Origin of the sequence: Mycolicibacterium houstonense (assembly GCF_900078665.2) — a bacterium.
Taxonomy (GTDB): Bacteria; Actinomycetota; Actinomycetes; order Mycobacteriales; family Mycobacteriaceae; genus Mycobacterium; species Mycobacterium houstonense.
The window spans coordinates 3,587,904-3,608,245 of record NZ_LT546207.1 but is presented as its reverse complement, the minus strand read 5'-3'; the positions used below and the strand labels follow the sequence as shown (position 1 = coordinate 3,608,245).

Genomic DNA, 20,342 nt, shown 5'->3' with positions numbered 1-20,342 from the left:
TCGGCGGTGATCCCGCCTGCGGCCGATGCGGTTTCGCTGCAGACCGCCACCGGTTTCAGCGCTCACGGCGCCCAGCACTCGGCGCTGGCCGCGCAGGGCGTCGAGGAACTCGGTCGCTCCGGCGCCGGTGTTGCGGAATCCGGCGCCAGCTACGTGACCGGCGACGCGATGGCCGCCGCGTCCTACCTGACTGCGCGCGGCATCTGAGATGACCGCCCCCATCTGGATGGCCCTACCACCCGAGGTGCATTCGGCGCTGCTCTCCAGCGGTCCGGGCGCCGGGTCGTTGCTGGCCGCAGCGGGGGCCTGGCAGTCGCTGAGCGCTGAATACGCCTCGGCGGCGGCCGAACTCACCAGCGTGCTGGGCGGGGTGCAGGCCGGTGCGTGGGAAGGCCCGAGTTCGGAGCAGTACGTGGCCGCCCACGGCCCCTACCTGACCTGGCTGGCGCAGCAGAGTGCCAACAGCGCCGCAGTCGCCGTCCAGCACGAGACCGCCGCCGCGGCCTACACCACGGCCCTGGCGACGATGCCGACGCTGCCCGAGCTCGCCCTCAACCACGTCGTGCACGGCGTGCTGCTGGCCACGAACTTCTTCGGGATCAACACGATTCCGATCGCGGTCAACGAGGCCGACTATGTCCGGATGTGGATCCAGGCGGCCACCACCATGGCCACCTACCAAGCCGTCTCGGGTGCCGCGGTGATGGCCGCTCCGACCAGTGCACCGGCGCCGATGCTGCTCAAACCGGGCGTGGGAGAGGCCGGTACCGCCTCGGCCAACGCGCAGCAGATGATGGCGCAGGGCACCGCGACGGATTCCGGGTCGGCGATGGAAAATTCGAACATCATCTCCGATCTGCTCGAGCAATATCTGAAGAACGTGCCCGGCGGCCAGGACATCATCGACTTCCTCAAGGATCCGCTCGGCAATCTGCAGAAGATGCTCAACGACTTCATGACCGATCCGATCGGGGCGTGGGGGACGTGGGGGCCGCTGTTGTCCGCGGTGGCCTACCAGGTGTTCACCAACCTGGTGGGCTGGCCCACCTGGGCCATGATCCTGTCGTCACCGTTCCTGATACCGGCCCTGGCTGCATTGGGAATCACGGGACTGGTGCTGCTGATCGACCACGTCATGCAGCCGCCGGCGGCGCCCGCACCCGCGGCCGCGCCCACCGAGATCGCACCGCAGGCAGAGCAACAACGCTCGTACCCGCTGNAAGCGGGGTGCGGCACTGGAAGACCACGCCTACGCGGATGCCTACATGGACTACGAGGCGCCCGATCCGGAGCCGGCGCCCAAGCCGGAGCCGCGCGTGCGTGCCTCTGAACGGGGTGCCGGAACCATGGGATTCACCGGCACCGAAACGAAATCCGAAGCGACTGCGGCCGGCCTGACCACCTTGGCCGGCGAGAGATTCGACGAGAGCCCTGTCTCGCCGATGCTGCCCGGTTCCTGGGACCCCGACGAGGCCCCGGGCGATCCGGAAGGGGGTTCGCGCAGCTGACCAGACCGCTCGTGCACGACCATCCACCAACGATCCGAAAGGAAAATCCATGAGTCTGTTGGACGCTCACATCCCGCAGTTGATCGCCTCCGAGGCCGCCTTCGGCGCCAAGGCCGCGCTGATGCGCAGCACCATCGCCCAGGCCGAGCAGGCCGCCATGTCCTCGCAGGCCTTCCACATGGGCGAGGCCTCGGCCGCGTTCCAGGCCGCCCACGCCCGGTTTGTCGAGGTGTCGGCCAAGGTCAATGCGCTGCTCGACGTCGCGCAGCTCAACCTCGGCGACGCCGCGGGCACCTACGTGGCCCAGGACGCCGCCGCCGCCAGCACCTACACCTCCGTCTAACCGAAAAAGTAACGGATACAGGAGTTTTCATGTCGCAGATCATGTACAACTACCCGGCCATGCTCGCTCACGCCGGAGAGATGAACACCTACTCGGGTGCCCTGCACGCCGTCGGTGCCGACATCGCCGCCGAGCAGGCCGCGTTGAGCAGCGCCTGGCAGGGTGACACCGGTATGACCTACCAGGCCTGGCAGGCCCAGTGGAACCAGGCGATGGAAGAGCTGACCCGGGCCTACCGGGCCATGGCCTCCACTCACGAGATGAACACCATGTCGATGAGCGCGCGGGACGCCGCCGAAGGGGCCAAGTGGGGCTAGTGCCGGTAACCTTCTGGAGCCGGAGGCTCAGCATTGAGCACAGGAGCTAATGCTGTCGAGCTGACCACCGATCAGGCCTGGTACCTCGCCGAGGTACTGGGCGCCGGGGCGTTCCCGTGGGTGCTGGCCATCACGCCTGCCTACAGCGAACCGGCGCAGCGGCCCGGCTTTGTCGCCGAACAGGCCGCTGAACTGACCGCGATGGGTGTGCTCGACGCCAGCGGTGGGGTGAACCCGCAGGTGGCGCAATGGATCCGGCTGACCTGCCGGGCAACCCAGTGGCTCGACCTGCGGTTCGTCTCCGGTCCGGGGGATTTGTTGCGCGGCATCGTGGCGCGCGGACTCGACCAGCACGGAGTCGACGAAAGCCGCGACGTCAAGACCGTCGTGGTGTTGCGCAACGCGCAGCTGGTGACGTTCACCGAGATGGACATCACCCATCCGCATTCGCTGGTACCGGTGCTCACCGCCGGGCTGTCGCAACGCCGGCCCGCGCGGTTCGAGGAGTTCGCGCTGCCGGCCGCGGCGGGCGCACGGGCCGACGAGCAGATCCGCAACGGCACTCCGCTGACCGAAGTGCTGGGATTCCTCGGCGTCCCGGCCTCGGCCCGGCCCATCGTGGAATCGGTGTTCGACGGACGGCGGACCTACGTCGAGATCGTCGCAGGCGAACACCGAGACGGCCACCGGGTCACCACCCAAGTGGGGGTCAGCATCATCGACACCCCCGAGGGCCGGATCCTGGTCGCCCCGTCGAAAGCCTTCGACGGGGAATGGGTTTCGACCTTCACGGCGGGACATGCCGATGCGATCGCCATGGCGGTCGAACGGCTCACCGCCTCCCTGCCCAGCGGTTCCTGGTTCCCCGACCAACCGCTCGTCCGCGATTTCGACGAAGTCGTGGTCACCTACAACCAGTAACCGACAGCGCCGTATCCCACCGAGATTCACGCTCCATGAGAAGAACCCAGAAAGCATAGGAATGTCCGACAACACTGTGATGCCGATCGTCCGAGTGGCCGTGCTGGCCGCTGGAGACGACGGTGGCCGGCTGACCGAGATGGCGCTGCCGTCCGAGCTGCCGCTGCGCGAGATCCTGCCCGCGGTCCAGCGCATCGTGCTCCCCGCCTCCGGCGATGACGGAGCGAGCGCCCCGGACCCGGTGCGGCTCAGCCTGGCCCCGGTCGGTGGTGCGCCGTTCAGCCTGGACGCCACCCTCGACACGGTCGGTGTGGTGGACGGTGACCTGCTTGCGCTGCAAGCTGTTCCGGCCGGCCCCGCCGCCCCGCGCATTGTCGAGGACATCGCCGACGCCGCGGTGATCTTCTCCGCGGCCCGTCAACATCCATGGGGTGCGGCCAATATCGCCAAGGCCGCATCGCTGGCGCTGATCGGACTGATACTGGTGGGCACCGCGCTGGGCGTCGTGCACCGCGTGGTCACCGGTGAACTGCTGGGCCTGTTCGTGGTCGGCGGTATCGCCGTGGCCACCGTGCTGGCCGGACTGTCGACCCGCGGCCGCTCGCCGGTACTGGCCACCGCACTCGCGGTCACCGCGCTGGTCCCCGTGGCCGCCGCGTTCGCACTCGGTGTGCCAGGCGAATTCGGCGCCCCGAGCATCCTGCTGGCCGCCGCCGGGGTGGCGGCATGGTCGTTGATCAGCATGGCCAGCTCGCCTGACGACCGCGGAATCGCGGTGTTCACCGCGACCGCCCTGGCCGGTGCCGGCGTGCTGCTGGTGGCCGGTGCGGCCACGCTGTGGGAGATCTCCTGGACGGTCATCGGCTGCGCCCTGATCCTGATCGCGCTGGTGATCACCGTGCAGGCCGCCCAGCTGTCGGCGATGTGGGCCCGCTTCCCCCTGCCCGTGATCCCGGCGCCCGGTGATCCGTCGCCTTCCGCGCAGCCGCTGTCGGTGCTGGCCGACCTGCCGCGCCGGGTGCGGGTCAGCCAGTCGCACCAGACCGGGGTGATCGCCGCGGGTGTGCTGCTCGGAGTTGCGGGTTCGGTGGCGCTGGTCGCCGCGCCGGCCGCCTCGCCCTGGGCCTGGTACGTCGTTGTGGCCGCCGCGCTCGGTGCCGCCCTGCGGGCCCGGGTGTGGGATTCGGCCTCGTGCAAGGCCTGGCTGCTGGGCCACCCCTACCTGCTCACCGTTGCCCTGCTGGTGGCGTTCGCGATCGACGGTCGCTACCTGGCCGCCTGGTGGGCGCTGGCCGCGCTGGCCGCGCTCGTCGTGGTGTGGCTGATCGCTGCCCTGAATCCGCGGGTTGCCTCCCCGGACACCTACTCGCTGCCGATGCGGCGACTGGTCGGCTTCCTGGCCACCGGTCTCGACGCTTCGCTGATCCCGGTGATGGCCTTCCTCGTCGGGTTGTTCAGCCTCGTTCTCGACAGGTGATGAATCGGTGATCCACAAGAGCCTGGGGGTTGTGGCCACAGCCGGACTCGTGCTGTTGGTCAGCTCCCCGTCGGCGGGTGCCATCAGCCCGCCCGAGGTCGATCCGCAGATCGCCCCGCCGGCCGGCAGCGCCGGTCCGGTGGAGGCGATGACGCAACGTTCGGCATGCGCCACCACCGGCGTCCTGCCGGGCTCCGACCCCGGCGCGGTCAACCCGAACCAATTGGCGCTCAACCTGTCCGGTGCGTGGAAACACAGCCGTGGGCAGGGCCAGACCGTCGCGGTCATCGACACCGGTGTGCAGCCGGGCCCCCGGCTGCCTCACGTCGAAGGCGGCGGCGACTTCATCGAGTCGACCGACGGCCTGACCGATTGTGACGGCCACGGCACGTCGGTCGCCGGCCTCATCGCCGGTCAACCCGGCCCCGACGGCTTTTCCGGTGTGGCACCCGAGGCCCGGCTGATCTCGATCCGGCAGAACTCGCCGCGGTTCGCCCCGCGAACGCCTGCCGCCGACGCCGCGGAGGCCCGCGCGGCCGCAGATGTGGCCAGCCTGGCCCGGTCCGTCGTGCGTGCGGCCGACATGGGCGCGCGCGTCATCAACATCTCCGTGGTGACCTGTGTGCCCGCCGACAAGCAGGTCGATCAGACCGAACTCGGTGCGGCCCTGCGTTACGCGGCGGTCGAGAAGGACGCGGTCATCGTCGCCGCGGCCGGAAACACCCAGGGCGGGGTGACGACGGGTTCGGCGTGCGGGTCCAATCCGTTGTCCGGCTCTCCGAACGACCCGCGCAACTGGGGCGGCGTCTCCTCGGTCTCCGTGCCGTCGTGGTGGCAGCCCTACGTGTTGTCCGTGGGCTCCCTCAATGCCACCGGTCAGCCCTCGGCATTCACCATGGCCGGGCCGTGGGTCGGCATCGCGGCGCCGGGGGAGAACATCTCCTCGGTCAGCAACGCCCCGGGAGGCGGGCTGTCGAACGGCATGCTCACCGATCAGGACAAGCTGATTCCGCTCAGCGGCACCAGTTACGCCACGGCATATGTGTCCGGGGTTGCGGCCCTGGTACGCAGCAAGTTTCCCGACCTGAGCGCGCGTCAGGTGGTGCACCGGCTGACCACGACGGCCCAGGGCGCCGCCCGCTCGCCGTCCAATGTGATCGGTGCCGGCGGTGTCGATCCGGTGGCCGCACTCACCTGGGATGTCGCCGACATGCCACTGGATGGACCGGCGGCCCCCGAAGGCAAGCCGATTGCCGCACCACCGGAACCCGCCCCGCGTGACAACACCCCGCGGATCGTCGCGTTCGTCGGCACCGGAGCCCTGGCATTGGCGGCGCTGGCCTGTACGTTTCTTGCTCCTCGCGTGCGCACCGCCTCCGCCGCGAACCGACGGAAGGACCCCACCTCATGACCGCCCGACTCGCGCTGGCGTCGCTGTTCATCGTCGCGGCGGTCCTGGCCCGGCCGTGGCAGACCAACACCGAACGCTGGGTGCTCGGTGTGTCCGTCGCCGCCGTGGTGTTGCTGCTGGCCTGGTGGGGCGGGTTGTTCCTGACCACCAGGATCGCCCGGCGGATCGGCATGTGGCGGCGCAACCTCGCCAAGAAACCGGCCGAGCAGCCGGTCGATTCCGAGACCGTCGTGCTGCGGGTCGATCCCGCCGACCCGGCCCAGCTGCCGGTGGTGGTCGGTTATCTGGACCGCTACGGCATCCGCTGCGACAAGGTTCGCCTCACCCACCGCGATGCGGGCGGTGCCCGGCGCAGCTGGATCAGCCTGACGGTGGCCGCGGCCGACAACCTCGATGCGCTGCGCGCGCGGTCGTCGCGAATCCCGTTGCGGGACACCACGGAGATCGTCGGACGCCGGCTCGCCGATCACCTGCGCGAGCAGGGCTGGACGGTCACGCTGGTGGACGGGGTGGACTCGCCGCTGCCGGACCCGGGCAAGGAAACCTGGCGCGGGATGCAGGACGACTCCGGATACGTTGCGGCCTACCGGGTCAACGTCAACGACAAGCTGGATGCCGTCCTCGCCGGCATCGGTGCGCTGCCGGCGCAGGAGACCTGGACTGCGCTGGAGTTCACCGGATCCCCGGTGACGCCGCAGATCACCGTCGGTGCGGCGATCCGCACGGCCGACCGGCCGTCGGCCAAGGCTCCGTTGGCCGGTCTCATCCCGGTCCGCGGGCGGCACCGCCCGGCGCTGGCGGCACTCAACCCGTTGTCCACGGAGCGTCTGGACGGCACGCCGACCAACCCGCCGCAGGCATTGCTGTCGTCAGTCGAACATGAAATCCCGCAGGAAGCGGGTCATCCGGCGTAGGTAGTCCGGCTGGCTCACATGCAGCAGGTGGTTGCCGGGGAACCAGTGGAACGCACAGCGATCCCAGTGTTCCCAGAGCATTTCGGCCTGCTGCGGTGGAGCCAGCCGGTCACCCAGCCCGGTGATGATCAACCGTCGTTCCTTCGGTACCAGCGGGCGATAGTTCAGCGGCGAGGCGTACCGGGTGGCCGCCTCGGTCAGGGCGGGATCGGTGCGGGCCACGAGCCGCTGCAGGGCCACCAGCTTGTTGGCCGGGAACCATTCGTCGACCGTGCGATCCGGCGTCACCACAGGGACATTGGGGACCACAGCCTGAATCCGGTCCTCCACACTGGCCAGCAGTGCCGAGGTGAACCCGCCCAGCGAGATGCCGGTCAGGGCGATCCGGTCGACGCCGGTGAACTCCAGATAGTCGATGACCGAACGGAAATCGTGCACGGCCTGGGCCATGCCCTCGGCGAATCCGGCGAATCCGTGCGAGAAGAAACCGTATCCGCTGAACGGTGAGAACGGTTCGGCGCGGCGACCGTGAAACGGCAAGGTGTACAACAACACGTCGTATCCGGAGCGGTAGAACCACGGCAGGGACAGAAACAGGCCGTTCGCGAGATACGGCGACCCCATGAACCCGTGGATCACGCACAGCGTGGGATGCGGTCCGTCGTCGTGACGCCAATGTTGCGCCCGCACAACGTTGTTGCGAGCGAAACCGCCGCACATGTCGCGCATGGCCGGGTTCACGGCGGTGAAGCTGCTCTGGAACCGCAGGTTCTCCACCCGCCCGTGCGCGATCCATTCGGCCACCGGATTGGCCTGGCGCGTCGACACCAGCGGTGGCTCGGTGGGTGCCGGGAACGACACCGCGGGATCCTGAGCGGCGGCCAGCTCGGCGTAGAACCGCATGTGGGCGTGCTCGGTTCGCGACGCCGCCGGGCGCACGATCGACGCCACCGTGCTGGGCACCATCGAGGTGGCCACGATCGAGGCGACGCCGGTCCGTAATGCGATGTCAGCGACGGCGGAGGCCTCGACGACGGCCCGTTGCCGGATGCTCAGATCGGCGCGGCGGGGCAGGCCCTTTGCGCCGGCGTCACCGCCGGGAACATCGGGGATGGGGACCGGAGGTGCTACCGGATCGGCGGGATCGACGGAGGACTGGTCCACGATTCCCGATGCTAACCAACGGGTCAGCTCAGCCCGAACAACTTGGCGGCGTTGTCGTGCAGGACATTGCGGCGCCAGGTGTCGTCGACGCCGGGCAGGTCGATCAGGTGGTGCACGGCCTCGGCGTACCCGTACGGGATGTTCGGGAAGTCGCTGCCGAACAGGATGTGCTCACCCAGAGCGATCAACCGGGCTGACTCCGAGTGGGGAAACGGCATCGTGGCCTCGACGAACGGCGTGAACGCCATCGTGGTGTCGAGGCGGACGTGTTCGTAGCGCTCGGCGAGACCGAGGAATGCGGAGTATTCGGGCATCCCCATGTGGGCGACGACGAGCGCCAGACGTGGGTGGCGGGCCAACAGGCGCTCGATCGGGTCCGGGCCGGTGAACTTCCCCGGCGCCGGGCCGGACCCGCAGTGGATCACGACCGGGATGCCGGCGTCCTCGATCAGCCCCCAGACCTCGTCGAGCAGGGGATTGTTCGGGTCGTAGTCGCCCACCTGGATGTGCGCCTTGAACACCTGGGTGCCTGCGGTGATCGCCTCTTCGACGTAGCCGGCGGCCTCGGGCTCGGGATAGAAGGTGGCGGTGGCCAGGCAGTCCGGGGTATCCCGGGCGAAGCCCCTGGCCCATTGGTTGAGCCACGCGGCCATGTCCGGCTTGTGCGGGTAGACCAGCGAGGAGAACTTCCGGATGCCGAACTCCCGCAGCGTGGCGACTCGTTGGGCCTCGTCGGCGCGGTAGGTGATCGGCCATTCCCGGCCGATCAACGGACCCTGGCTGTCGAAGTACTGCCAGACCTTGTCCATCACGTTCTTGGGCATGAAGTGCGTGTGCACGTCGACGATGCCGGGCAGGCCCAGCTCCGTCCAGATCGTCCGCACCTTTTTCGCTTCGTCCATCGTTGTCCGACGATATCGATCCACGCGAGAGCCGGGCATGATCAGGGTCATGTGGAATCCGGATACCTATCTGGCCTTCGCCGACCATCGCGGGCGCCCGTTCTACGAGCTGCTGTCGCGGGTCGCCGCGGAGGCGCCGCGCCGGGTGGTCGATCTGGGCTGCGGGCCAGGGAACTTGACGGAGACGCTGGCCCGGCGCTGGCCCGGCGCAACGGTGGNCGGCGGAGTGGCTGACCCGGTGCGCTCACGGCTGGTGGCCCTCGCCGTCATCGCGGTGTCCGTGGTCCTGCTCGGCTGGGGGTTCTTCGAGGCGATGCGGGTGCCTCGGGTGAAACAGGTCGTGGTCCGGATCCCTCGGCTCGGCCCTGGTTTGGACGGGCTGCGCGTCGCGATGATCACCGACACCCACTACGGGCCGCTGGAGCGGTCGAGGTGGTCAGCGGCAATGGTGGCCCGGGTGAACGAGCTCGAAGCCGACGTGGTGTGCCATGTCGGCGACATCGCCGACGGGCCCGTCGCCGCTCGCCGCGAGCAGGCGGCTCCGCTCGGCGCGGTGCGCGCCGCCTCGGCACGGGTGTACGTGACCGGCAACCACGAGTACTTCGGCGAGGCGCAGGGCTGGCTCGACTACATGGAGAGCATCGGGTGGGACGTCCTGCACAACCGGCACATCATCGTCGAGCGGGCCGGCGACCGGCTGGTCGTCGCCGGTGTGGACGACGCCACCGCCGGGTCATCCGGGGTGCGCGGTCACGGCGAGGATCTCGACTCCGCCCTGTCGGGGACAGATCCCGGGCTGCCGGTGCTGCTGCTGGCACACCAGCCGAAACAGGTCCCGCAGGCGGTGGCCGCCGGGGTGGATCTGCAGATCTCCGGGCACACCCACGGCGGTCAGATCTGGCCGTTCAACTTCCTGGTCCGGCTCGACCAGCCGTCCGTGCACGGGCTGAGCCGGCACGGTGACCGGACCCAGCTCTACACCAGCCGCGGCACCGGGTTCTGGGGTCCGCCGTTCCGGGTGTTCGCCCCCAGTGAGATCACCCTTCTGACGCTTCGGGCGGGGTGACCGGCCGGCACCCGGCCCAGCCCAATCGGCCTCGCGCGGTGAGCATTACCTGCGACGTAATCGATTTTCGGATCGGCCTCGGTGACCATTGAGCCATGTCCACGTTAGAGACCGCCGACCGCACCGCGATCCACTACACCGACACCGGGACCGGTCCGGTCCTGGTCTTCACCCACTCGTGGGGCCTCAACTCCGGCCAGTGGGCCCAGATCGTCACCCGCCTGGCGGACAACGGTTTTCGCTGCGTCACCTACGACCGGCGTGGCCACGGGCGCTCCGGCGCTCATGACGGCGAGTGGACGGTGGATCTGCTGGCCGATGATCTGGCCGCCCTGCTCGATCACCTGGATCTCACCGAGGTGACGTTGGTGGGGCACTCCCTGGGATGCGGCGAGATCGTACGGTATCTCAGCCGGCACGGCTCCGGCCGGGTCGGCCGTGCGGTGCTCGTGGCGCCTCAGCTGCCGCTGCTGGTCAAGACGCCGGACAATCCCGACGGGGTCGATGAGGCCATCATCGACGGCATGCTGGCCGTCTTGGAACGCGATGTGCGGCAATGGTGTATCGACAACGCGGCACCGTTCTTCGGCGACCATGCGGTGTCACCCGAGGTGGTCGAGTGGACCGTGGAGCAGCCGGTGCTCCTCCCCGTCGAGACCCTGCTCGCCACCCAGCGGATCGGGGCCCACACCGACTACCGGGCCGAGCTCGCCGAACTCCAACTCCCGGTGCTGATCCTGCACGGCGATGCCGATGTGTCGACACCCATCGACCTGACCGGACGCCGTGCGGCCGCCCTGCTGCCGCACGCGGAGCTCATCGAGATCCCCGGCGCCGCGCATGGGTTGTACCTCACCCACGCCGACCGTGTGATCGACGCGATTTCGGCGCAATCACCGGCGCCCACCGCCGCTGGATGCACCGAAATCACTCGTGGGTAGGCCCTGTTCCTCGGCGTCGCGGCGGTAGCGGTCCACCCATTCGTCGGAACGCTGATCGGCCTGGCGTTCCAGGACCGGCGCCGGCGCCAGCCGCGGGTCCAGCCCCAGCGCCTCCAGCACCGTGGCCACCACGGTCGTGAGGTTGCGCCACAGATACGGGTAGGACACGTCGATGGGAGAGATGTTCTCCTCGGCGAACCAGGCTCGCCAACCCTCCTCCTGGGCCTGCAGAATCTGGATCACATGGGCGATCGCCCCGGCGTGGTACTCGGCCCGCGCGTCGCGCACCGGATCGGCGCGCCCGCGCCAGACCCTGGTCTGAACCGCCCGCCAGAACGAAACCGCTTGTGACACAACATCTGGCCGGTACACGTGGATCAGCACCGGGTCGGTGCCGGTGACATCTCGGATCGCGGCGAGCAGGCCGGGCCCGGACCGCTCCGGCAGGCCCGCGGCGCGGTCCAACAGCAGCGGCGTCTGGTTCCACATCAGCTTCCCGCCCCACACCCCGTTGGGGGTGCGGCCGACCGTGCGAATGTAGTCGCGCCAGATCTCCGCCGGTGCCAGATCCGGTTTGCCCTCCACCAGCGGGTCGAGCAGACGAAGGATCGACTCGTCCTCGACGCCGGCGAACCATTCCCGCGGCTGCGGCGACATGCTGGTCGTCGGCAGGTACTGGAAGAACTCCTGGGGCTCACCGGCCATCCCGGTGGCGCGCAGGGATTCCACCAGCAGGGTGCTGCCGCTGCGCTGGGACGCGAGCACCAGGTAGGCGGTCGGATGATCTGGCATGGCCGAGACTGTAACGGTCATTGGTTTGCGGCGCCTACTCGAACAAGAGTCAATAGTTTTCGCGCACCGTGATGAAATCTATTGGTGCAAATCGGTGATTCCGCGGTCGGTGGCGATCGCGGACCGGCTGGTGGCGGGGCGCCCGTGAATGCTCAGATAGGTCTCTGTGTAGCGCTCTGATATCCGGGTGCCGGCAAATTCGGAAGGAATGACGTCGAGGGTCTTCTGGCGCCAGTCGTTCAGGGTCATTGCCAGGTCGTTGGCGATGGCCTCGTCCTTGTCCGTGGCATCGGGTCCGAGCAGGTTGTTGCGCTCCGTAGGGTCGGTGACGAGGTCATAGAGCTCCCGGCTCGGGCGCGGCGCGCGGACCCGGTCGCCGACGGCCCGCCCGGGTGGGCTGTCGGCGATGTCCCACGGCAGATCCAACAATGGTCGCGCCGCGTAATTCTCGATATAGCTGTATTCCTTTGTCCGAATGGCGCGAATCGGATCGAAAGAATCGTGATAGGTCTTCGTGGTGTACACCTCGGACCGGATCTGATCCGTTTCTCCGACGGTTGCCGAGAGGTTGCTGGCGTGTGACAGTCCCTCGATGTCGCCGGGGATCTCGACGCCGAGCAACTCCAACAGGGTGGGCAGGAGATCGACGCCGCTGAAGAGTTCGTCGTAGCGGCGCGGCGGTATGCCGGCACCTCGCGGCGGGCGCACGATCAACGCGATCCCGGTCCCCGCGTCGTACAGCGTCGACTTGGCACGCGGCAACGCCGGTCCGTGATCGGTCAGGAAAACCACCCAGGTGGTCCGGTCGAGGCCGGTCTGCTCCAGGGTGTCGAGCAGCTCGCCGACCTTGGCGTCGGCCACCGCGATCGACCCGTAGAACTCGGCGAGATCCTCACGCACATCACCGGTATCGGGCAGATAGTCGGGCACGGCGACCTCGTCGGCGGCGGCCGGTTCGTACCGGTCACGCGGATACGGCCGGTGCGTCTCGAAGAACCCGGCCGTCAACAGGAACGGCAGGCGCGGCGGATCGGCCAGCCAGGCGGTGGCCTGCTCGACGACGTACTCGCAGAACGAATTCGACACGTCGAATTCGTCGTAGCCAAGACCCGCCGGGTAGGACGTCTCGTGTTGCATACCGAACAGCGCGGTGTACCAACCTGATTCAGCCAGAATGTGGGGGAGGGTGCGTACTCCCGCGCGGTACTCCCAACCGTGGTGGGCCAGGCCCACCAGACCGTTGCTCTGCGGGTACCGGCCGGTGAACAGCGACCCGCGCGACGGCGAGCACAACGGCGCGGTCGCGTGCGCGCGGGTGAACAGGATCCCGTCGGCGGCGAGCTGGTCGAGGTTCGGGCTGGCCACGTCCGAGTGGCCGTACACCCCCAGATAGCGCCCGAGATCATGCCAGTGCACGATCAGCACGTTCTGCCGTTGCGGCTCCGTCACGTCACATCCTTTCCGTCCACTGCCCGACCGAACAGCCTGCGCCCTCCGGTGGCAACCCTTTGGCTCATCGTGAGCAGCAGCCGGCCCAGTGGTGGCGGCTGGGTTTGCTCTATGGGTGGTACGGCACTCCCACGGCGCGGAACACGTACTCCGGGCCCACGTCGAACGCCAACGATCGGGTGGGCAGTTGCGCCAGAACGTCCTCGGGTATCGCGGTCTTGTAGTGCAGCGACAGCTGACCGCGGCAGCGCTCGTCGATCTCGGCCACGTCGGCCTCCAGCGTGAGACCGTCCGCCGTGAACTCGGCATGTACCGCGCCGAGCTGTGGCGCCGACCAGGGCTGGTCGATGCTGCGACCGGCAAGCTTGGGCAGCGTGGACATGGTGGCCAGCGCGCGGTGGTTCGTCAGCACCACCGAACCGGCGTAGCTCGCGACACTGCCCGCGGACCGCTTACCCGGGATCGAGCCGGTGAAGCGCCTGGTCACCGGGACGTACTCGGCGAGAAACAGGATGCCTTCGGCTTCGGCTTCCGCCCGTAGATCGTCCGGCAAGCCACCGATGCGCATCAGCTTTCGCAGGAACAGGGCCATGACTTCGACGGTAGCGCGCAAACATGGCAAAAACGTTGGAGCTGGTAGAAATCATCTGGTGGGAACCCGCGACAGATGGCTGATCGTTACCGCGGTGCCGGCCGTCGCGGTGTATGCCGCGCTGTGGATCGGATACGCGACGCACTGGCCCTGGCTGGCCGAGATCGACGCCGCCGGGTTGGCCGGGCCCTACCGGTACGGCTCGACGCACCAGGGCTGGGTGACGGGCTGGAGCGTGTTCTGCGCGGTCCTGGGCCCCTTTGCGTTCCGGTTGCTGGCATTGGTGATGATCGTGGTCGCGCTGGTGCGCCGCCAGCGGCGCATCGCCCTGTTCCTGGTGTTGACCATCGAACTCAGCGCGGTCACCACCGAGGTGGCCAAGGCCATCGCGGACCGACCGCGGCCGTCCACCGCACTGGTCTACGCGTTGTCCACCTCGTTCCCGTCCGGGCACGCACTGGGAGTGATGGTGGCGGTGCTGGCCCTGCTGGCCCTGGCGTGGCCGAGGCTGCGCCCCGCTCAGCGGGGATGGTGGCTGGCGGCCGGTGTGCTGCTGATCGTCGCGATCGGCGTGGGACGGGTGGTGCTCAACGTCCACCATCCCTCAGACGTGGTGGCCGGCTGGGCGTTGGGCTACGCGTGGTTCGTGGCGGTGTTCCTGACGTTCCCGCCGTATCCGAGGGCCACGTCAACCGACGAAATACCGGCAGCGCCCGGTACCGCACACTGAAACTCGCTTCGCTGAGCGACTCACCGACCTCGCCGTCATGGGCCAGGGCGGTGGGCCCGTCGACCGAGACGAACCGGAACTCGGGTACCCGCAACTCGTGATACAGCGGGCTGCGTTCGAGCCGGCCCAGTGCCACCGACACGGCGATGCGCAGCCGGCTGAACCGGCGCCCGGTCTCCAGGATCCGCACGTCGATCAGGCCGTCGTCGAGGCGGGGCCGCTGCGACGGCGCGAAGCCCGACGGAAAGTACGTCGAGTTGCCCAGGAAGAACAATGAGGTCTGAAGTGTCTTGTCGTCATAGCTGATTCGCACCGGGGCGTCCCGGCGCAGGGTCAGATAGAGCGAGCACATCCCGGCCAGGCGCTTGCCCATGCGGTGCTCGAGTTTCTCGCGCATGCGCACGTACCTGGGGTAGGCGCCGATGCTCGCGGTGTTGATCACCATGTGTTCCTCGTTGAGGCACACCAGGTCGACGTATGCCGCGGTGCCCTCGGAGATCGCCTTGACCGTCGCCGCCACCGAGTCGCAGCCGATGTCCTTGGCGAAGTGGTTGAACGTGCCGCCGGGGAACACCGCAAGCGGGATCCCGGTCTCGACGGCGATGCCCGCCGCAGCCGCCACCGAGCCGTCTCCGCCGCCGACCGCGAGCACCTCGGTACTCGCGGCGGCCTCGCGTAACGCGGCCGCAAGATCATCGCCATCGCCGAGCTCGACAATCTTGGTTCCGGGCAAGGCTTTTCGCACGTCGTCGATGATCCGCGCGCCCGTCCCGTCACCCGAGGCCGGGTTGATCACCAGCGTCACCCCGCTGCCGTCGGGCCGGGGTTTGGTGGTGAACCGCAGTGGGTCCGACGTGGGCAGGGTGGCGGTGGGGATGGTGGGCACGACGCGGGAGCCGAGGATCGCGATCGCGGCCCCGATGCCGAAACCGGCGAACACGTCGCCGGGATAGTGCGCACCGGTGGCCACCCGGGACAGTCCGACCAGCCCGGCCAGCAGGGCCAACGGCAGTCCGGCCGGCGGGGATTCCAGGCCGACACCCACGGCGAACGCGGCGNCGAAGACCTCGCGGTCCAGCGTGCCCAAGCCTTTGCCGATTCTTCGCACGTCCATGTGGCCAAGGTATCTGCCGCCATCTGATCGTGTCCGAACCTTTATCGGGGGTATAGCCGCGGCGTCGACCATGGACGGATGCGCCGACTGTTCGCCATGCTGTGTGCCGGGGTGCTGGCATTGGCGTGCGCACCCACGGCCGCAGCCGTCGATCCACCCTGGTTCGCGCGTTCCGTCGGCAATGCCACGCAGGTGATTTCCGTTGTCGGCGTGGGCGGTTCGAAGGCCAAGATGGACGTCTGGCAACGAGGCCCGGCCGGATGGCAGCCGATCGGTGCCGGGATCCCGGCCAATATCGGCTCCAACGGCATGGCCCCGCAGACCCACGACGGGCAGATGAAGACCCCCATGGGCGTGTTCACGCTCGACTTCGCCTTCGGCACCGCACCCAACCCGGGCGGCGGCCTGCCCTATGTCCAGGTGGGCCCCGACCATTGGTGGGACGGGGACATGAAGAGCCCGACCTACAACACCATGCAGGTGTGCAAGAAGGCGCAGTGCCCGTTCAACACCGACCCGAGCAGCGGCACGGAGAATCTGCAGATCCCGCAGTACAAACATGCCGTGGTGATGGGCGTCAACAAGGCCAGGGTGCCCGGCAACGGCGGCGCCTTCTTCGTGCACACCACCGATGGCGGGCCCACCGCCGGCTGCGTGGCGATCGAGGACGCCACGTTGGTGAAGATCATGCAGTGGCTACGCCCGGGAGCGTTGATCGCCGTCGCGAAGTAACCGTCAAATATTGAGCGCGGTACCGGGTTCCAGCTTGAAGTTGAGCCCTTCCAGCGACACGGTGGCGTCGTAGGTGCGGTCATAACCGGTGCTGCTGATCTTCCAGCCGTCGGCCGTCCGCCGGTAGGTGTCGTGGTAGAACGCCGAGCCGAACAGCATGAAGTTGATGCTGGCGACGATCACCCGGTCCTGCAGGTACCAGGTGCCGGTGGCCTCGTCGCCGTTGACCACGATCTCCGGGTGCGCGACGCGATGCTCGGTGATCACCTCCGGCCCCAGCGAGCTCCTCATGTACTCCACCAACGCGCCCCGCTCGGTGAAGTGCAGAGTCTGGCCCATGGACTGCCCGTAGTCGCCCACGACGTCCTCGGTGAGGGTGTCGGCGAACTCGTCCCAGTGCTTGGTGTCCAGGGCGCGCAGGTACCGGTACTTGACTTGCTTGATGTCGTCGATGTCACCCATGCCCGACATTTGAGCACACCCGCCGCAGCGGGTCACGGCTTATCCGGAACGGGTGAGGTCGCGGGTGGCCGGCCCCTCCAGCAGGGTGCCGTCCGGCGCGAAACGCGAGCCGTGCAGCGGGCACTCCCAGGACTTGTCGGCGTCGTTCCAATTGACGATGCCCCCCAGGTGCGGACACACCGGGGACACGGTGCGGGCGATGCCGTCGACGACGCTGTGCGCCTCCAGGTGCCACGGGGGACCACTCACCACGCCGCAGTCCTCGACGGCGGCGGTGCCGATGCGGGTCATCGGCGCGATCCAGCCCTTGGCCAGGTTGAACCCGACGGTCAGGTTGGCCTGCACCGCGGTGGGGATCCCGGACAGTTCGTGCGGGCTCCAGCTCGCGTAGGCCGCGGCCCAATCCATCCGGCCACCCAGGATGCGGGCGGCCAGTGCCAGCGCCGCGGCGACGCCGTTGGTCATGCCCCACTTGTCGAAACCCGTTGCCACCGAGATCTTGTCGTGGCCCGGCAGGATCGGGCCGACGTAGGGCAGCGCACCGACCGGCTCGTAGTCCTGCGCCGACCAGTAGTGCGTCTGCACGGCGCCCGGCCAGTGGAACTTGGCCCAGGTGGCCAGCTCCTCGACCGCCGCGGCGGCGTCGCTGCGGCGTCCCACCGGATGCCCGGCCCCGCCGACGATCAACTGTTCCCCGTCGGCAGTCGGAGCCGTACGAGTTGACCGGGTGGGTGAGTCAGCCGAGATGTACATCCCTCGGGTGATGTTGCCCGGCACCCGGAATGCCATGCAGTAGGAACGATGTGGGGTCAGGCGGGCGAAGAATCCGCCGCGGTCCAGGATCGGGGTACCGGTGGCCAGTACGCACTGATCGGCGACAACGTCGAGCTCGGCGCCGGCATGCGTGCGCACCCGCAGTCGAAGGCCCGGCCCGTCGTGGCTGACCCGGTGCACCCTGGTGCCTTCGGCCAAGCGCCCGCCACGCTCCTCGAGTTCGTCGATCAGGCTGTCCAGCAACGGCATCGGATCGAACTGGGCTTGATCGGCCAACCGCACGCCACCGTGGAACGGGAACGGTACGTCGGCCTCGTCGACCCAGTCCACATCGAGCCCGGCGGTTCGGCAGGCGCTCAACTCGGCCTCGACGGGCCCGAGCCCCTCCAACGTCTGCGCATAGGTGTAGGCGTGCTCGCGCTGCACGTCGATGCCGCGGGTTTCGCAGTAATCGATCAACCACTGTTGGCCTTCGAGATTTCCCTGTACGTACTGCTTGGCCACTTTCGGTGAATGCTTGGCCACGATGTCGGTCAGCCTGGTGCCCTGCAGCAGGCTGATCTTCGCGGTGGTGTTGCCGGTGGTGCCCGCCCCGGCGGTGCGTGCCTCCAGCACCAGGACGTCCTTCCCGGCCCGCGCCAGCAGTACGGCGGTGACCAGGCCGGTGATCCCGGCACCGACCACGACGACGTCGGCGTTGCGGTCCGATTCGGCGAGCGTGGGCGCGATCGGGCGGTCTGGGCGGTCGGCGAGCCATAGCGACGTCATGGTGGTGGCTGTACCCCTGAACTGGGGAATCAAACGCCGCGTCGGGGCGGCCGTAGAAGCGTTGACGGGAAACAGCTTTGGGAAGCGGGATATTCGGCCTGCGTGACAGCGTGAAATGGTTGCCGTGTCATCTAATTGACGATCATCTGCGGTAACCACCGATGTTGCTGTGTGCCACGTGAGCGTTGCTGACGACGTCAAAGCGACGCCGCCGGAACGCGCTTGACCTGCCCGCAGCGGAGTGTCGGGGCTGCTCCGGCGCGGTGGGGCGGCTATCGTGGCGGCGTTATGAGCGGCCCGTTGGGGTTGTCGATCGGGACCACCAACTTGGTTGCGGCGCGTGTCGGCAATCAACCTGTCAGCCGGCGTTCGGTGTTGACCTTGTCGACCGACCGGACGCCGCAGGTCGGCGTGCCCGTATCCGGTCCCGGTGTCACGCTGAGCGGGTTTGTCGAGCGGGTCGGAGATCCGGTGCCGCTGGTGGCGCCCGACGGTGCGTCCTATGCCGCCGACACGCTGCTGGTCGAGGCCCTCGACGCAATGGTGGAGCTGGCCGGTGGGCCGTCCGACCAACTGGCCATCGCCGTGCCCGCGCACTGGGGCGCGCCGACCTTGCGCGCCCTGCGCAACGCGTTGCGCACCAACCCGAGCCTGTCCCGCGACGGGATGCCGGCCCGGCTCGTCCCCGATGCGGTGGCATCCCTCGCGGCGCTGCGCGCCAACCCCGGCCTGCCGGCCAACGGTGTGGTGGCGCTGCTGGACTTCGGTGGCGGCGGAACGAGCATCACGCTCGCCGATGCCGCATCAGGGTTCGACCCGATCGACGAGACCACCCGTTACCCGGATTTCTCCGGAGACCAGATCGACCAGGCGCTGCTGACACACGTGCTCGACGGCGTCGCCCAGGCCGGTGGGATCGACCCGGCCGGTACCGCGGCGGTCGGGTCCCTGGCCCGGCTGCGCGAGGAATGCCGTCAGGCCAAGGAACGGTTGTCGGCGGAGACCGCCACCGATCTGGTGGTGGAACTGCCCGGGTATTCCGCCACCGTGCGGGTGACCCGCACCGAACTCGAATCGCTGATGCAGACACCGCTCGCGGGCGCATTGGATGCGTTGGAAAAATCGTTGGAGCGCAACGCGATCGGCTGGCCGGCGATCTCGGCGGTGGTGACCATCGGTGGCGGTGCCAGCATTCCGCTTGTCACCCAGAAACTTTCGGAGCATTCGCGGGCCGCGGTGGTGACCACGCCCCAGCCGGCGCTGGACGCCGCGATCGGTGCCGCGCTGTCGGCCGCGTATCTCGCCGATGCCGACGCGCANGAATGGGACAAGCCGTTCAACATGGGGCGCTACGTCACCGATGCCGAACACGCCTTCCAGGACGGCAAGGGCAATCTGGTGATCCGCGCGACGCGCGGGCCGGGCACCACCGTGCAGGAGAAGTACGCCAGCGCCAAGGTGGTCGGCAACTGGCGTGGCGGCATCGGCACCACGTGGGAGGCCCGGGTCAAGCTCAACTGCCTGACCGACGGTGCCTGGCCGGCGTTCTGGTTGCTCAACGACGATCCGGTCCGCGGCGGCGAGGTCGACCTGGTGGAGTGGTACGGCAACCGGGATTGGCCGTCGGGCACCACGGTGCACGCTCGGCTGGACGGTGAATCGTTCGCCACCAATCCGCATCCCATCGACAGCGCCTGGCACACCTGGCGGATGTCGTGGACACCGCAGGGCATGTACTTCTGGAAGGACTATGCCCCCGGCATGGAGCCCTTCTTCGAGGTCCCGGCGAACTCGTTGCAGGACTGGCCTTTCAACGATCCCGGCTACACCATGGTGCCGGTGTTCAACATCGCCGTCGGTGGCTCGGGCGGCCGCGATCCGAGCGGCGGCAACTACCCGGCCGAGATGCTGGTCGACTGGATCCGCGTCTTCCAGGGCTGATTCTCTTCCCGGCTTTCCGCGAAA

17 protein-coding genes and 5 pseudogenes are annotated in these 20,342 nt (G+C 68.4%); 14 read left to right on the top strand and 8 right to left on the bottom strand.

Annotation, left to right across the window (positions count from 1 at the left end; translation table 11 throughout):
* The 8 genes and pseudogenes from BN4332_RS34435 to eccE form a co-directional block, all read left to right on the top strand.
* On the top strand, positions 1-207 hold a 207-nt coding region (locus BN4332_RS34435; protein WP_066900281.1), incomplete at its 5' end, for a PE family protein.
* A gap of 1 nt (position 208) precedes the next feature.
* A pseudogene (locus tag BN4332_RS17990) lies at positions 209-1,508 on the top strand (PPE family protein).
* A 49-nt stretch (positions 1,509-1,557) separates the two neighbouring features.
* The gene (gene esxG / locus BN4332_RS17985) at positions 1,558-1,851 is read left to right on the top strand and encodes a type VII secretion system protein EsxG (RefSeq protein ID WP_066900265.1); all 294 of its coding nucleotides are present in this window, start codon (positions 1,558-1,560) and stop codon (positions 1,849-1,851) included.
* A 29-nt stretch (positions 1,852-1,880) separates the two neighbouring features.
* On the top strand, positions 1,881-2,168 hold the full coding sequence (locus BN4332_RS17980) for a WXG100 family type VII secretion target (protein WP_019342950.1): 288 nt from the start codon (positions 1,881-1,883) through the stop codon (positions 2,166-2,168).
* Between the two features lie 33 nt (positions 2,169-2,201).
* Positions 2,202-3,089 (top strand): ESX secretion-associated protein EspG, encoded by an 888-nt coding sequence (locus tag BN4332_RS17975; RefSeq protein ID WP_066900263.1) that lies wholly within the window; start codon positions 2,202-2,204, stop codon positions 3,087-3,089.
* Positions 3,090-3,150: 61 nt separating this feature from the next.
* The gene (eccD, locus tag BN4332_RS17970) at positions 3,151-4,566 is read left to right on the top strand and encodes a type VII secretion integral membrane protein EccD (RefSeq protein WP_066900261.1); all 1,416 of its coding nucleotides are present in this window, start codon (positions 3,151-3,153) and stop codon (positions 4,564-4,566) included.
* A gap of 7 nt (positions 4,567-4,573) precedes the next feature.
* A complete protein-coding gene (gene mycP / locus BN4332_RS17965) occupies positions 4,574-5,977 on the top strand; it encodes a type VII secretion-associated serine protease mycosin (protein ID WP_066900259.1) in 1,404 nt (467 codons plus the stop codon).
* The gene (eccE, locus tag BN4332_RS17960) at positions 5,974-6,891 is read left to right on the top strand and encodes a type VII secretion protein EccE (RefSeq protein ID WP_066900257.1); all 918 of its coding nucleotides are present in this window, start codon (positions 5,974-5,976) and stop codon (positions 6,889-6,891) included. The genes mycP and eccE overlap by 4 nt, the downstream gene beginning before the upstream one ends.
* On the opposite strand, the gene BN4332_RS17955 is transcribed toward eccE, so the two are convergent.
* The gene (locus BN4332_RS17955; RefSeq protein WP_066900255.1) at positions 6,847-8,055 is read right to left on the bottom strand and encodes an alpha/beta hydrolase family protein; all 1,209 of its coding nucleotides are present in this window, start codon (positions 8,053-8,055) and stop codon (positions 6,847-6,849) included. The two genes, eccE and BN4332_RS17955, sit on opposite strands and share 45 nt — an antisense overlap.
* Before the next feature lie 23 nt (positions 8,056-8,078).
* The gene (locus tag BN4332_RS17950) at positions 8,079-8,957 is read right to left on the bottom strand and encodes an amidohydrolase family protein (protein WP_066900253.1); all 879 of its coding nucleotides are present in this window, start codon (positions 8,955-8,957) and stop codon (positions 8,079-8,081) included.
* A gap of 220 nt (positions 8,958-9,177) precedes the next feature.
* Here BN4332_RS17950 and BN4332_RS17945 point away from each other — a divergent pair.
* Both BN4332_RS17945 and BN4332_RS17940 read left to right on the top strand, forming a co-directional pair.
* A pseudogene (locus tag BN4332_RS17945) lies at positions 9,178-10,023 on the top strand (metallophosphoesterase); the annotation flags it as partial.
* A gap of 95 nt (positions 10,024-10,118) precedes the next feature.
* Positions 10,119-10,964 (top strand): alpha/beta fold hydrolase, encoded by an 846-nt coding sequence (locus BN4332_RS17940; RefSeq protein WP_066900251.1) that lies wholly within the window; start codon positions 10,119-10,121, stop codon positions 10,962-10,964.
* On the opposite strand, the gene stf0 is transcribed toward BN4332_RS17940, so the two are convergent.
* The 3 genes from stf0 to BN4332_RS17925 form a co-directional block, all read right to left on the bottom strand.
* Complete coding sequence (stf0, locus tag BN4332_RS17935; RefSeq protein ID WP_066900279.1) at positions 10,917-11,756, bottom strand: trehalose 2-sulfotransferase; 840 nt, start codon at positions 11,754-11,756, stop codon at positions 10,917-10,919. The genes BN4332_RS17940 and stf0 overlap by 48 nt on opposite strands.
* Before the next feature lie 78 nt (positions 11,757-11,834).
* The gene (locus BN4332_RS17930) at positions 11,835-13,205 is read right to left on the bottom strand and encodes a sulfatase family protein (protein WP_066900249.1); all 1,371 of its coding nucleotides are present in this window, start codon (positions 13,203-13,205) and stop codon (positions 11,835-11,837) included.
* A 109-nt stretch (positions 13,206-13,314) separates the two neighbouring features.
* On the bottom strand, positions 13,315-13,797 hold the full coding sequence (locus BN4332_RS17925; protein WP_066900247.1) for a hypothetical protein: 483 nt from the start codon (positions 13,795-13,797) through the stop codon (positions 13,315-13,317).
* Between the two features lie 58 nt (positions 13,798-13,855).
* On the opposite strand from BN4332_RS17925, the gene BN4332_RS17920 reads away from it, so the two are divergent.
* The gene (locus BN4332_RS17920) at positions 13,856-14,527 is read left to right on the top strand and encodes a phosphatase PAP2 family protein (RefSeq protein WP_074133102.1); all 672 of its coding nucleotides are present in this window, start codon (positions 13,856-13,858) and stop codon (positions 14,525-14,527) included.
* Here BN4332_RS17920 and BN4332_RS17915 read toward each other — a convergent pair.
* Positions 14,487-15,584 (bottom strand): annotated as a pseudogene (locus BN4332_RS17915) (bifunctional phosphatase PAP2/diacylglycerol kinase family protein); the annotation flags it as partial. The gene BN4332_RS17920 and the pseudogene BN4332_RS17915 overlap by 41 nt on opposite strands.
* 135 nt (positions 15,585-15,719) lie before the next feature.
* Here BN4332_RS17915 and BN4332_RS17910 point away from each other — a divergent pair.
* Positions 15,720-16,373, top strand: coding sequence for a L,D-transpeptidase family protein (locus tag BN4332_RS17910; RefSeq protein WP_066900243.1), 654 nt, complete (start codon positions 15,720-15,722; stop codon positions 16,371-16,373).
* A 3-nt stretch (positions 16,374-16,376) separates the two neighbouring features.
* Here the strand turns inward: BN4332_RS17910 and BN4332_RS17905 are convergent, their stop codons facing one another.
* Positions 16,377-16,835, bottom strand: coding sequence for a nuclear transport factor 2 family protein (locus BN4332_RS17905; protein WP_096867106.1), 459 nt, complete (start codon positions 16,833-16,835; stop codon positions 16,377-16,379).
* A gap of 39 nt (positions 16,836-16,874) precedes the next feature.
* Positions 16,875-18,377 carry an FAD-dependent oxidoreductase gene (locus tag BN4332_RS17900; RefSeq protein WP_066900240.1) on the bottom strand — a complete coding sequence of 501 codons (1,503 nt, stop codon included), beginning with the start codon at positions 18,375-18,377 and terminating at the stop codon, positions 16,875-16,877.
* Positions 18,378-18,665: 288 nt separating this feature from the next.
* Between BN4332_RS17900 and BN4332_RS35535 the strand changes: the two are divergent.
* Both BN4332_RS35535 and BN4332_RS35530 read left to right on the top strand, forming a co-directional pair.
* A pseudogene (locus BN4332_RS35535) lies at positions 18,666-19,694 on the top strand (Hsp70 family protein); the annotation flags it as partial.
* A gap of 6 nt (positions 19,695-19,700) precedes the next feature.
* Positions 19,701-20,318 (top strand): annotated as a pseudogene (locus BN4332_RS35530) (glycoside hydrolase family 16 protein); the annotation flags it as partial.
* Between the last annotated feature and the right edge of the window lie 24 nt (positions 20,319-20,342).